Raw genomic sequence first — 13253 nt, forward strand, 5'->3', positions numbered from 1 at the left:
GCTCAGAACTCCTTGCGTGCGGTGAGACCGACATAACGCCGGTCGTCGCGCGGTACGGCGCGGTTGACATAGCCGGTGGATGTGACCAGGTTGGTGGCGTACGACTTGTTGGCCAGGTTCTTGCCCACCAGCGCAATGCGCCAGCCGGCGACCGGCGACGACAGGGCAATGCCGGCGTTGACGATGCCGTAAGCGGCCCCGATCGCATCGGGCGACTGGAACAGGTCGAACTGGGTGCTCGACTGGTACGACACATCGGCCGAGAAATCGGCGATCCAGCCGTTGCGCAGCGCCAGCGCGTAATTGGCGCGCGTATAGGCTTTCCATTTCGGCGAGAACGGCAGCGGCTGGCCATCGAGATTGCACGAGGCGGCCGCCGCCGGCGGGCAGTTGAAGCTGTCGATCCTGGCGTCGGTGTAGGCCAGCGCGCCCGAGAGCGTAAAAGCGCGCGTGGGGCGGGCGGTCACGTCGAGTTCCGCGCCCCGCGTCGAGACCTTGCCGGCGTTGATCAGGCGCGTGATCACGGTGCCGCCCACGGTGTCGTAGAAATTGGCCTGGTAATTGTCGTACCGCGTGTGGAACACGGCCAGGTTGGCGGTCAGGCGGCGCTCGAACGCACTCGCTTTCAGGCCCAGCTCGAACGCGTCGGACGTTTCCGGTTTCAGGGCCAGCGTGTCGCGCGCCAGCATGTTGAAGAACACATTGTAGGCCGGCCCCTTGTAGCCGCGCGAATAGGTGGCGTAGCTGCTGACGCCGGGCGTGACATCGTATTGCAGGCCGAGGCGGCCGGAGTGGCCGTCATCGCTGGTGGCGCCGCTGTTCTGCACGCCCGGTTGCACGCCGGGGAAGGCCGAGGCGGACGTCGAGGTGCGCACGTGGTCGTACGACAGCTCGTCACGGGTGGCGCGCGCACCGAGGATCGCGCGCCAGCCGGCACCGAGATGGATCGTGCTTTCGCCGAACAGCGCATAGCTGTCGTTCGTGACGCCATAGTCGGCGCGGCCGGTGTTGAACACATTGGCCGCGCTGCCGCCGGCACTGGCGGTGCTGGTGACGAGCCGCTGGTAAGTCTCGCGGTCCCTGCCGTGCAGGTAGTAGGCGCCCACCACGTAATCGACCACGCCGTCCCTGGGCGAGGCCAGGCGCACTTCCTGCGAGACCTGGCGAAAGTCCACGGTGCCGATGTCGCGCGTGGCCGGATAGGCTGACGTGATGCGCGCCGCGTCGGCGGCATTGCCGATCGCCGAGGTGCTGGTGTACTGGGTATTGTCCCAGTCGCGCACCGCCGTGATTGCGGTCAGCGTGTGGCCGCCCAGGCGCCAGTCCACCTGCGCCGACACGCCGCGGTTGGTGTCGCCGATGTCGCTCGGGATGTCGGTGACGACTTCGCGGTTTTCCGGGCCGGCCACCACCGGTGCGATCGCCGCCGAGAACGCGGCGCTGGTGGACTTGTACGCGGTCAGGCTGGGCGAGGCGTTCGAGCGCAGGTAGTCGGCAATCAGCACGATATCGACATCCTGGTGCGGGCTGATATCGACACGGGCGCGCGCGCCCTTGCGTTCGTAGCCATTGAGCTTGCCGCCGCCGGCATGGCGGTTATCGACATTGCCGTCGTAGTCGGCATACAGGGCGGTAAGCGCAGCGCGTACCACGCCCGGTACCAGCGCGCCCGACACGCCGGCGCGCACGCGCTTCTCGTTACCCTGGTACCACGACGTATCGACGTAGCCGCCGGGCAGCTCGCCCGGCTTGCGGCCGATCACGTTCAACACGCCCGATGACGCGTTCTTGCCGAACAGCGTGCCTTGCGGGCCGCGCAGGATTTCGATGCGGTCGATGTCGAGCAGGTCGAGCGTGGCCTGGCCCGGACGCGCATACACCACGCCGTCGACCACGGTGGAGACGGTGGGTTCCACGCCGGGCGAGGTCGAGATGGTGCCGATGCCGCGCACGAAGATGGTGGAATCCTTGTTGCCGCCCTGCTGGCGGAACGTAGTGCTCGGCACTTCCTGGACGATGGTGTCGATGCTGTTGCGGTTGGCCTGCGCCAGCTGTTCGCCATCGATCACCGACACCGCCACCGGCACCGACTGCAGCGACGCGCTGCGGCGCGTGGCAGTCACCGTCACCGCCGGAATCGCCGCGCTCTCGCTGCGCTCGGCGATCGGTGCGGCGTCGTCCGCCGCCCAGGCGCCGGCCACCCACAGGGCGCCCGTCGCCAGCACGCCGATCTGTTTAGTCTTGTTCTGCATTACCACGTCCTTGATTGAGAAGCACACCTTGCGCGATATGCGGAAAACCGATTTGCATCGGTGAAGAACCGGCTTAGCCAGCGCGCCCGCGCTTGCTACACTTGCGCCGTCACCGGGTCCTTTTTTAGTGTCACGGCCGGCAGTTTTGAAGTCAAAGAATTAAAAAACTCAAGGTTATGTTTTTTCGGAATATGCGCGGACCAGGTACCGCGCACGGCTAAGGCGCGACAGCGCATGAGGAACGAGATGAAGCAATGGATGGCGGCAGCCGTCGCAGCGGGCGCAGTCGCGCTGCCACTGTTGGCGCAGGGCGCCGACATCACGATCGGCTTTCAGAAGGGCAGCGGCCTGCTCAGCATGATCAAGGCGCAGGGCGCGATGGAGAAAGCGCTGGCCGGGCACCGCGTCAAATGGATCGAGTTCCCGGCCGGGCCGCAGATGCTCGAAGCGCTCAATGCCGGCAGCATCGATTTCGGCAGCACCGGCGCACCGCCGCCCGTGTTTGCGCAGGCGGGCGGGGTCGATCTGCTGTACGTGGGCGCCGAGCCGGCGCCGGTGGCCAGCGAGGCGATTTTCGTGCCCAGGGATTCGCCGCTGCACAGCGTGGCCGCGCTCAAGGGCAAGCGGGTGGCATTCCAGAAGGGTTCCGGTTCGCACTTCCTGCTGGCTTCGGCATTGGACAAGGCGGGGCTGAAGATGGCCGACATCGTGCCGGTGTACCTGTCGCCGTCCGATGCCCGCGCCGCCTTCGTCTCCGGCAGCATCGACGCCTGGGTGGTGTGGGATCCGTATTTCGCTGCTGCGCAAAAGGCTTACCAGGTGCGGGTGCTGGCCGACTACACCGGCCTGCCGCTGGCCAACGGCTACTATCTGGCCTCGCGCCGCTTCGTGCAGCAGTCGCCGCAGCTGGTCAGCACCGTGCTGGAACAGGTCGCGGCCGCAGGCAAGTGGGCCAATGCCCATCCGCAGCAGACCGGCGCCAGCCTGACGCAGCTGACCGGGCTGCCGGCCGATATCGTGACCACCTGGCTGGCGCGTTCGCGTTTCGGCGCCACCCCGCTCACGCCGGCCATCGTGGCCAGCCAGCAGCACGTGGCCGATGTGTTCTACCAGCAAAAGCTGATCCCGAAACCGGTCGATATCGCCAGCCGCGTGTGGGCCTGGCAACCGAGGTCTGGCGTGCGGCCCGATTGATGTAGCCGAAACTCCCTGCCGGGTTCGATGCTACGCTGGTCCGTGCCGCCGGCTGCGCGGCATGCCAGCGCGAGGTCGACTCCATGCCACAGACCGTCTACATCGACACGTCGGTAATCCGCTACCTGACCGCCCCCCTGAGCTCCGATGCGGTCGTTCGCGGTTGCCAGGAACTCACCCGCCAGTGGTGGAACACGCGCTGCGTGCGCGAGATGACCTATATTTCCGATGCCGTGCTGGCGGAAATCAAGGCCGGCGACCCCACGCTGATCGGCGCGCGCATGGACATCGCCGAGCAGCTGATCTACTTTCCTCCCCATCCAGAAGTACAAATCTTCGCTGAACTTTTGATACTGGGCGGCGGTCTAAACGCCAAAGCCAGAATCCCGGCGCAACATATCGCCTGCGCGGCGCTCCAGGAGCTCGACGTCCTCGTGTCGTGGAACTGCACCGACATCGCCAATGCTCAAAACTGTGCGGTACTCCGCAAGCTGATGATGCTGAAGGATCTCGAGCTGCCGGAGCTGGTCACACCGTTCGCGCTGATGGAGAACAGTTATGAAGATCTACAATATTGAGATGCCGCCCGACCTGACCTTTCCCGCCCTCGACAGCGACACCAAGGCTGAAATCGACGCCTTACACGCCGCCATGCTGCGCGACCAGGCCGAGGCCGAGGCGCTGGTCGAGCGACGGCGCGCCGAAGGCTATGTGATTCCGACCCACGAGGAAATGCTCGGCCGCATGCGCTGGGACACGCGGCCGCTGCGCCAGCCGGCGATCAACGTGGCGGCGCTGCGCGAACTGCCGCCGCGCATGCGCGCCATCTTTGCCTACCTGTACCGCCACAACATCACGTACTGAGCGCTCATGGAGCGCTCATCGAGTGCGCATCGGGGGTTACTTGCAACCGCAGCTGCCGCTGCCGCAGCCACCCTGTTTGCTGCCGGACGGACCGGTCAGCGAGATGCCGCTTTCGCGGCCGCTGTCACCGTCAAAACCGGACGCGTGCAGGCGGTCCATATAGGTCGCCCACAGCGCATCTTTCTCGTTGCCCAGCTTGTACAGATAGTCCCAGGTGAAGATGCCGGTGTTGTGGCCGTCCGAAAAGGTCGGCTGCACCGCGTAGTTGCCGACCGGCTCGATGCCGGCGATGCCGACCTCGCGCTTGCCGGTTTGCAGTACTTCCTGGCCCGGACCGTGGCCCATCACTTCGGCCGAGGGCGAATACACGCGCAGCAGCTCGAACGGAATCGAAAACCTGGCGCCGTCGTCGAAAGCGATGTCGAGCACTTTCGACAGGTTGTGGAGGGTCAGTTCGGTAGGGATCTTGCTCATGATAAGTCTTTCAATCGTTCGATGATGGCGCCGTGCAGGGCCGGCAGCAAGGCGCGCCGCGCGGCCAGCGCCTCGGGGGCCGACGCGCGCTGCGCGCTGGCCCAGGTCGGGTTGGGAAAATGCGCATCGTCCAGGTAGCGCGGAATCACGTGCCAGTGCACGTGCGGCGTCATGTTGCCGAAGCTGGCCAGGTTGATTTTTTCGGGCGCCATGACGGCGCGCTGGGCTGCCTCCACCGCCCACACGGCCGCCATCACGCGCGTGCGCTCGGCCGGCGCCAGGTCCGTCATTTCCTTGACGTGGGCTTGCCACACCACGCGGGTAAAGCCCGGGTACTCGGGTTCGTCCACCGCCACCACCGCCAGCTGGTGGTCGGCCCAGATCAGCGCGGCGCCCGGCGCCTGCAGCAGCGTGCACAGGTCGCAGTGGGCGCTAGTGCTCGTACTCATGCGCGTACTCATACCAGCACCCGTTCGATGCCGCCGTCGTTGGCGCGGCGGACGTAGTCGGGCAGCCAGTTCTCGCCCAGCAGGTGCTTGGCGATCTCGACCACGATGTAGTCGGCCGTGGTGCCGGCGTCCTCGTTGTAGCGCGACACGCCGCCCAGGCAGGACGGGCAGCTGGTGAGGATCTTGACGTCGCCGCTGAACCCGTCGGCGCGCAGCTTCTCGGCGCCCTTGACCATTTCCTCTTCCTTGCGGAAGCGCACTTGCGTGGAAATGTCGGGGCGCGAGACTTGCAGCGTGCCCGAGTCGCCGCAGCAGCGGTCGTTCTTCTCGATCTTGACGTTATCGACCGTGGTGATCAGCGCATTGATGGTCTTGCCCGACTCCTGCAGCTTCATCGGGTTGTGGCACGGCTCGTGGTACATATAGCGGGTGCCGTTGACGCCTTCGAGCTTGACCTGTTTCTCCAGCAGGTATTCGTGGATGTCCATGATGCGGCAGCCGGGGAAGATCTTGTCGAACTCGTAGGTGGCCAGCTGGTCGTAGCAGGTGCCGCACGAGACCAGCACGGTCTTGATGTCGAGGTAATTGAGCGTGTTGGCCATGCGGTGGAACAGCACGCGGTTATCGGTCATCATCTTCTCGGCCTTGTCGTACTCGCCGTTGCCGCGTTGCGGGTAACCGCAGCACAGGTAGCCGGGCGGCAGCACGGTCTGCACCCCCACTTCCCACAGCATCGCCTGCGTGGCCAGCCCCACCTGCGAGAACAGGCGCTCGGACCCGCAGCCGGGGAAGTAGAACACCGCTTCCGTGTCGGCATTGGTGGTCCTGGGGTTGCGGATGATCGGGATGACCTTGTCGTCCTCGATGTCGAGCAGCGCGCGGGCCGATTTTTTCGGCAGGTTGCCCGGCATTTTCTTGTTGATGAAGTGGATCACCTGCTCGCGCACCTTGGGCTTGCCGACGGTCGGCGGCGGCGCCTTGGTCTGCTTTTTGGCGAACTTTTTGAGCACGTCGTGGCCGAGCCGCTGGGCCTTGAAACCCCAGTTCGACATCACCTGGCGCGTGGCGTTGATGGTGGTCGGATCGCTGGCGTTGAGGAAGAACATGGTGGCGGCCAGGGCCGGCTTGAAGCTCTTCTTCTCCATCTTGCGCAGCAGGTTGCGCATGTTCATCGAGACGTCGCCGAAGTCGATATTGACCGGGCATGGCGTCACGCACTTGTGGCACACGGTGCAGTGATCGGCCACGTCCTCGAACTCTTCCCAGTGGCGGATCGAGATGCCGCGCCGGGTCTGCTCCTCGTACAGGAACGCTTCGATCAGCGACGACGTGGCCAGGATCTTGTCGCGCGGCGAGTACAGCAGGTTGGCGCGCGGCACGTGGGTCGAGCACACCGGTTTGCACTTGCCGCAGCGCAGGCAGTCCTTGACGCTGTTGGCAATCGCGCCGATATCGCTTTGCTGCATGATCAGCGACTCGTGGCCCATCAGGCCGAACGACGGGGTGTAGGCATTGGACAGGTCCGCTTCCATGCCGGGCAGGTTCAGCAGCTTGCCCTTGTTGAAGCGCCCTTCCGGATCGACGCGCAGCTTGTAGGCGCGGAACGGGCCGATCTCGTCCTCGTTCAGGAATTCGAGCTTGGTGATGCCGATGCCGTGCTCGCCCGAGATCACGCCGTTGAGCGAGCGCGCCAGCACCATGATGCGCGCGACCGCCTGGTGCGCCAGCTGCAGCATCTCGTAGTGGTCGGAGTTGACCGGCAAGTTGGTGTGGACGTTGCCGTCGCCGGCGTGCATGTGCAGCGCCACGAACACGCGCCCGCGCAGCACGCGCTGGTGGATGGCGCTGGCTTCATCGAGGATCAGCTTGTAGGCCGCGCCGTTGAAGATCTGGCGCAGCTGGGCGCGGATTTCCTGCTTCCAGGTCACGCGCACCGTGCGGTCTTGCACGATGTCGAACAGGGTGGCATCGGGTTGCGCTGCCAGGCGCTGTTCGAACACGGGCAGCAGGCGCTCCATGCCATGCGCGGCCAGCGCGGCGGTGATGCCGGCCAGCGGCAGGTCCAGGTTGCTCAGCAGATAGGTCCAGCGCGCGTGCACCTGCGCCAGCAGCGCCTGCGCCTGCTGCTGGCGGTCGCCCAGCATCTCGGCGTCGCCCACGGCATCGTCGGCGTCGTCGCTCTTGCCGATCGGCAGGTTGCCAGAGGCGAAGAAGGTGTGCAGGGCATCGACCAGCTGCAGCTTGTTCTTGATCGACAGCTCGATATTGATGCGCTCGATGCCGTCCGTGTACTCGCCCATGCGGTTGAGCGGAATGACCACGTCTTCATTGATCTTGAAGGCGTTCGTGTGCTTGGCGATGGCAGCCGTGCGCGCGCGGTCGAGCCAGAATTTCTTGCGCGCCTCGGGGCTGACCGCGACAAAGCCCTCGCCGACGCGGGTATTGGCCAGGCGCACCACTTCCGAGGCGGCAAGCGCCACCGCGTGTTCATCGTCGCCGACGATGTCGCCGAACAGCGCCATTTTCGGCAGCACGCCGCGCTTGGACTTGGTGGCATAGCCGACCGCGCGCAGGTAGCGCTCGTCCAGGTGCTCGAGGCCGGCCAGGCGCAGCGTGGCGAACTGTTCGCCGGTGGCCGGCAGGCCGTCGAGGTAATCCTTGATTTCGACGATGGATGGGATCGCATCGCGGGCCTGGCCGAAGAATTCGAGGCACACGGTGCGCGCGAATTTTGGCATTTTATGCAGGATCCAGCGGCCCGACGTGATCAGGCCGTCCGTGCCCTCCTTCTGGATGCCGGGCAGGCCGGACAGGAACTTGTCGGTGACGTCCTTGCCCAGGCCTTCCTTGCGGAACTTGCGGCCTTCGATTTCCAGGATCTCGGTCTTGAACGGCGCGCCCTTGGCTTCGCCCAGGCGGTTCGGATGGGTCCAGTCGAGCTGGAAGCGCGCCAGCGGCGTGTCGTGGATTTTCGACAGGTTGTGATCGAGCCGCGTGACCTCGAGCCAGTCGCCGTTCGGATCGACCATGCGCCACGAGGCCAGGTTGTCGAGCGCCGTGCCCCACAGCACTGCCTTCTTGCCGCCCGCGTTCATGGCGATATTGCCGCCGATGCAGGACGCGTGGGCGGACGTGGGATCGACCGCGAACACGAAGCCGGCCTTCTCGGCCGCTTCCGACACCTTATTGGTGATCACGCCGGCGCCGGTATGGATGGTCGCGTATTCCCTGTCCAGGCCCGGCAGCACTTTCATCTCGACCGCGCCCATGGTGAGCAGCTTTTCGGTGTTGATGACGGCCGACATCGGCGTGAGCGGAATCGCGCCGCCGGTATAGCCGGTGCCGCCGCCGCGCGGGATGATGGTCAGCCCCAGCTCGATGCAGCCCTTGACCAGGCCGGCCATCTCGTCTTCGCTGTCGGGCGTGAGCACCACGAACGGGTACTCGACGCGCCAGTCGGTGGCGTCGGTCACGTGGGAGATGCGCTTCATGCCGTCGAAGCAGATGTTGTGCTTCTCCGTGTAGCGGCCCAGTACCTTGGTGGTGCGCTTGCGCAGGTCGTAGACTTGCTTGAATTCTTCGCCGAAGTCGGCCACGGCCTTGCTGGCCGCGCGCAGCAGCTTGACGACGTTGTCGCTGCGTTCACGCGCATGGGCATCGTTCTCTGCCCCGTCGTCTTCCACCGTCAGGCGGCGCTTGTCGACTTCGGCCAGGCGGTGATGCAGCGCGTCGATCAGCTCCTGGCGCCGTTTCGGGTTGTCCAGCAGGTCGTCCTGCAGGTAGGGATTGCGCCGCACGGCCCAGATATCGCCGAGCACTTCGTACAACATGCGCGCCGAGCGGCCGGTCTGGCGGGCGCCGCGCAGGGCGTCCAGCAAACGCCACGATTGCTCGCCCAGCAGCCGGATGACGATCTCGCGGTCGGAAAACGACGTGTAGTTATACGGGATTTCGCGCAGGCGCGTGGCCTCGGGACCGTGGGGCGTTTCCGCCAGCAGTGCTTGGATCTGTGCAGGGGCATTCATTGTGCGATTGGACTAGTCTACTGAACCCGGGAGGGTCATTTTAGCCGATTGCGGCGCACCACGCGGGAACCGCCCTGCTTCGCCCCGGGCGGCCCGCCGCGCAATCGATCCGACGTTTCTACGCAAATTACCGGAATTATTGGCAATTAAATTCAATATCGCGCGCTACGCCGAACTTCATTCAGCCTGGCAGCGCTGGCGCAGTAGGAACCGCAGTCCCGCCTAGCCCAGCAGCTGCCCGATCCGGTGCCAGAAGCCGTCCGGCACATACAACAGCAGCGTGGTCATGGTCAGATAGCGCAGACATTTGCCCACCGCCATGTAGGCCACGCACGGCCAGAACGGCAGCCGCAGCCAGCCGCCCAGCGTGCACAGGGGATCGCCGACCACGGGCAGCCAGGCCAGCAACATGGTCTTGGCGCCATAGCGTTCGAGCCAGTGGAACCAGCGGCTGCGGCGCTCCTTGGCGAAGGTCTGCTTGGCCTGGTACCCCATCCAGTAATCGACCGCGCCGCCCAGCGTGTTGCCGAGCGTGGCCACCGCGACGGTGCTCCAGAACAGTTCCGGATTGGCCTTGATCACTGCAAACACGGCCGGCTCCGAGCCCAGCGGCACCAGCGTGGCCGACACGAAACTGATGATGAATACCGACGTCAGGCCCACTTCCGGTGCAGCGATCAGCTTGAGCAGCCAGGCGATTGCGGATTCGATCATCGGTTTCTTTGAGGTCTGGTAAAGGCGTCCATTATAATGACCCGCACACCGCACGATTGAACAGCCCGGTCCACGCCACCCGCACCGACCGGCGCCCCTGCTCCCCCGGTCACCCGCCGGATAGTTGGCATCCCGATTTGCCTGCCCTATCGCTCTTTTTCTTGTTTGCAGACCATGACTATCGACTATCTGAAGAAAGTACTGACCGCGCGCGTTTATGACGTTGCCCAGGAAACTCCGCTGGAACTGGCGCCGACGCTGTCGCAGCGCTATGACAACCGCATTTATTTCAAGCGCGAGGACATGCAGAGCGTGTTCAGTTTCAAGATTCGTGGCGCCTACAACAAGATGGCCCACCTGAGCGACGCGCAGCGCAAGCGCGGCGTGATCTGCGCCTCGGCCGGCAACCATGCCCAGGGCGTGGCGCTGTCTGCCGCCAAACTCGGCTGCCGGGCGCTGGTCGTCATGCCCACCACCACGCCGCAGGTAAAGATCGACGCGGTCAAGGCGCGCGGCGGCGCCGATGTGGAAGTGGTGCTGCACGGCGAGTCGTACACCGACGCCTACCACCACGCGCTCACGCTCGAACGCGAACAGAAGCTGACCTTCGTCCACCCGTTCGACGATCCCGACGTGATCGCCGGCCAGGGCACGATCGGCATGGAAATCCTGCGCCAGCACTCGGGACCGATCCACGCGATTTTCGTGGCCATCGGCGGCGGCGGGCTGATCTCGGGCGTGGCAGCGTATGTCAAGGCGATCCGGCCCGACATCAAGATCATCGGCGTGCAGACCATGGATTCGGACGCGATGGCGCGCAGCGTCAAGGCGGGCGAGCGCATCACGCTGGCCGACGTCGGCCTGTTCTCGGACGGCACGGCCGTGCGCCTGGTCGGCGAGGAAACCTTCCGCCTGACGCAGCAGTATGTCGACGACATCATCATCGTCGATACCGACGCCATCAGTGCCGCCATCAAGGACGTGTTTACCGATACCCGCTCGATCCTGGAGCCGGCCGGTGCACTGGCCATTGCCGGCGCCAAGGCCTACGTGGAACGCGCGGCGCTGACCAAAAACCCGGTCAGCAACGAAACCCTGATCACCATCGCCTGCGGCGCCAACATGAACTTCGACCGCCTGCGCTTCGTGGCCGAGCGGGCCGAACTCGGTGAAGCGCGCGAGGCGCTGTTTGCCGTCACCCTGCCCGAGCAGCGCGGCAGCTTCAAGCGCTTTTGCGCGCTGGTGGGGCCGCGCAATGTCACCGAGTTCAACTACCGCATCAGCGACAAGGACAAGGCCCATGTCTTTGTCGGCGTGCAGATCGCCGACCGCGGCGAATCGGGCGCGCTGGCGCGCACCTTCGAAGCGCAGGACTTCCGTACGCTGGACCTGACCCACGACGAACTGGCCAAGGCCCACGTGCGCCACCTGGTGGGCGGCAAGAGCGCGCTGGCCGACAGCGAGCTGCTGTACCGCTTCGAGTTCCCCGAGCGCCCGGGCGCGCTGATGCGCTTTTTGAACAGCATGGCGCCGAACTGGAATATCTCGCTGTGCCATTACCGCAGCCAGGGCGGCGACGTCGGCCGCATCCTGATCGGCCTGCAGGTGCCGCCGGGCGAGATGGAACAGTTCGGCCAGTTCCTGACCACGCTCGGCTACCGCTACTGGGACGAGACCGCCAACCCCGTGTACCGGCTGTTCCTGGGCTGAGGCCCGTACGGTGCCGGCGGCAGGCTGCCGCCAGCGCCGTGCAGGTGGCGCATGTACAATTGGCGCTTGTTCCTTTACGCCACCCGCAGCCTGCCATGACCAACACCGCCGACCTGTCCCCGCTGGGCAAGACCTCCGCCTACCGCACCGATTACGCGCCGGAGCTGCTGTTCCCGATTCCGCGCCAGGGCAAGCGCGACGAGCTGGGCCTGTCCGGCACGCTGCCGTTTTTCGGGGTCGATATCTGGAATGCCTATGAAATTTCCTGGCTCAACCACCGGGGCAAGCCGCAGGTGGCGATCGCCCGCGTCACAGTGCCGGCCGACTCGCCCAACATTATCGAATCGAAATCGTTCAAGCTGTACCTGAACTCGTTCAACCAGACCCGCCTCGACAGCGTGGAGGCGCTGCGCGCACTGCTGCAGCAAGACCTGTCGGCAGCCGTGGGCGCCAGCGTCCACCTGGTGCTGACCCAGCCCGACGGCTTCGGCGCCATCGCCATGGGCGAGCTCGACGGCCTGCTGCTGGACCGGCTCGATATCGAGATCGACGATTACCGCCCGGCGCCGGAACTGCTCAAGGCAGCGCTGGACGAAGAACCGGTCGAGGAACAGCTGGTGTCGCACCTGCTCAAGTCGAACTGCCTGGTCACCGGACAGCCGGACTGGGCCAGCGTGCAAATCCACTACAGCGGCCCGCAGATCGACCAGGAAAGCCTGCTCAGATACCTGGTGGGCTTCCGCGAACACAACGAATTCCACGAGCAGTGCGTCGAGCGCATCTTTGTCGACATCCTGCGCCAGTGCGCGCCCCAGCAGCTGGCCGTGTATGCCCGCTACACCCGGCGCGGCGGCCTCGACATCAATCCGTGGCGCAGCAATTTCAGCACCGGCCGCCAGCCGCCCAACCTGCGCGGCGCGCGGCAATAAGAAGCCGTTTGGCCCGGCAATCAGGCGTATGATGGGGGCGCGGCCCGGGGTTTCGGTCCGTTGACCGAAATGCAACGCGGCCGCGTGCGATTTCGAGTTACACGGTGCTTAAACAAGCCTATAATTCGGGCCGTGCGTCGCAACACTATTGTCGTCATATGAACAACCTGAGCAAAATTCTCTCCCTCGAAAACGTGTTGCTGGACCTCGAAGTGTCGAGCAAAAAGCGCGCGTTCGAGCAAGCCGGCCTGATTTTCGAAAACAACTGCGGCATCGCCCGCTCGACCGTGTCGGACAACCTGTTCGCGCGCGAGCGGCTCGGTTCCACCGGTCTCGGCCACGGCGTGGCCGTGCCGCACGGCCGCATCAAGGGCATGAAAAGCCTGAAGTCGCCGCTGGCCGCCTTCGTGCGCCTGTCCGAGCCGATTCCGTTCGAGTCGCCCGACGGCAAACCGGTCAACCTGCTGTTCTTCCTGCTCATTCCCGATCACGTGACCCAGCAACACCTGGAAATCCTGTCCGAGATCGCGGAAATGTTTTCCGACGACGCCTTCCGCACCGCGCTGACCGAGGATCCCGATCCGAAATCGGTGCACTCGCGCATCATCAACTGGCTGCCGAGCCTGCAAGCGGCGGGCTGAT

The 13253-nt window shown here is 65.1% G+C and carries 11 protein-coding genes; 6 read left to right on the forward strand and 5 right to left on the reverse strand.

Annotation, left to right across the window (positions count from 1 at the left end; translation table 11 throughout):
- Positions 1–2: 2 nt before the first annotated feature.
- Entirely contained in the window at positions 3–2252 is a 2250-nt protein-coding gene (locus ASF61_RS02805) for a TonB-dependent receptor (protein WP_056150876.1), read from the reverse strand.
- Positions 2253–2486: 234 nt separating this feature from the next.
- Between ASF61_RS02805 and ASF61_RS02810 the strand changes: the two genes are divergently transcribed.
- From ASF61_RS02810 to ASF61_RS02820, 3 genes are all read left to right on the forward strand, one after another.
- Complete coding sequence (locus ASF61_RS02810; protein ID WP_229205680.1) at positions 2487–3446, forward strand: sulfonate ABC transporter substrate-binding protein; 960 nt, start codon at positions 2487–2489, stop codon at positions 3444–3446.
- A gap of 83 nt (positions 3447–3529) precedes the next feature.
- Positions 3530–4024, forward strand: coding sequence for a hypothetical protein (locus ASF61_RS02815; protein WP_056150880.1), 495 nt, complete (start codon positions 3530–3532; stop codon positions 4022–4024).
- A complete protein-coding gene (locus tag ASF61_RS02820) occupies positions 4005–4310 on the forward strand; it encodes a hypothetical protein (protein WP_156369426.1) in 306 nt (101 codons plus the stop codon). Before ASF61_RS02815 ends, ASF61_RS02820 begins: the two co-directional genes overlap by 20 nt.
- Positions 4311–4346: 36 nt before the next feature.
- On the opposite strand, the gene ASF61_RS02825 is transcribed toward ASF61_RS02820, so the two are convergent.
- The 4 genes from ASF61_RS02825 to ASF61_RS02840 form a co-directional block, all read right to left on the reverse strand.
- Positions 4347–4784: a gamma-butyrobetaine hydroxylase-like domain-containing protein gene (locus ASF61_RS02825; protein WP_056150883.1), complete on the reverse strand. Its 438-nt coding sequence runs from the start codon at positions 4782–4784 to the stop codon at positions 4347–4349.
- On the reverse strand, positions 4781–5233 hold the full coding sequence (locus ASF61_RS02830; RefSeq protein WP_082491164.1) for an HIT family protein: 453 nt from the start codon (positions 5231–5233) through the stop codon (positions 4781–4783). Before ASF61_RS02830 ends, ASF61_RS02825 begins: the two co-directional genes overlap by 4 nt.
- Positions 5234–5241: 8 nt before the next feature.
- Positions 5242–9258 (reverse strand): FAD/FMN-binding oxidoreductase, encoded by a 4017-nt coding sequence (locus ASF61_RS02835; protein ID WP_056150884.1) that lies wholly within the window; start codon positions 9256–9258, stop codon positions 5242–5244.
- A 222-nt stretch (positions 9259–9480) separates the two neighbouring features.
- Positions 9481–9972: a YqaA family protein gene (locus tag ASF61_RS02840; protein WP_056150885.1), complete on the reverse strand. Its 492-nt coding sequence runs from the start codon at positions 9970–9972 to the stop codon at positions 9481–9483.
- Between the two features lie 174 nt (positions 9973–10146).
- On the opposite strand from ASF61_RS02840, the gene ilvA reads away from it, so the two are divergent.
- From ilvA to ASF61_RS02855, 3 genes are all read left to right on the forward strand, one after another.
- Entirely contained in the window at positions 10147–11682 is a 1536-nt protein-coding gene (ilvA, locus tag ASF61_RS02845; RefSeq protein WP_056150887.1) for a threonine ammonia-lyase, biosynthetic, read from the forward strand.
- A gap of 95 nt (positions 11683–11777) precedes the next feature.
- Positions 11778–12611 carry an NADPH-dependent 7-cyano-7-deazaguanine reductase QueF gene (gene queF / locus ASF61_RS02850; RefSeq protein ID WP_056150889.1) on the forward strand — a complete coding sequence of 278 codons (834 nt, stop codon included), beginning with the start codon at positions 11778–11780 and terminating at the stop codon, positions 12609–12611.
- 158 nt (positions 12612–12769) lie between these two features.
- On the forward strand, positions 12770–13252 hold the full coding sequence (locus tag ASF61_RS02855) for a PTS sugar transporter subunit IIA (RefSeq protein WP_056146873.1): 483 nt from the start codon (positions 12770–12772) through the stop codon (positions 13250–13252).
- Position 13253: the final 1 nt, after the last annotated feature.

The sequence above is a fragment of the Duganella sp. Leaf126 genome (genome assembly GCF_001423125.1).
Classification (GTDB): Bacteria; Pseudomonadota; Gammaproteobacteria; order Burkholderiales; family Burkholderiaceae_D; genus Rugamonas.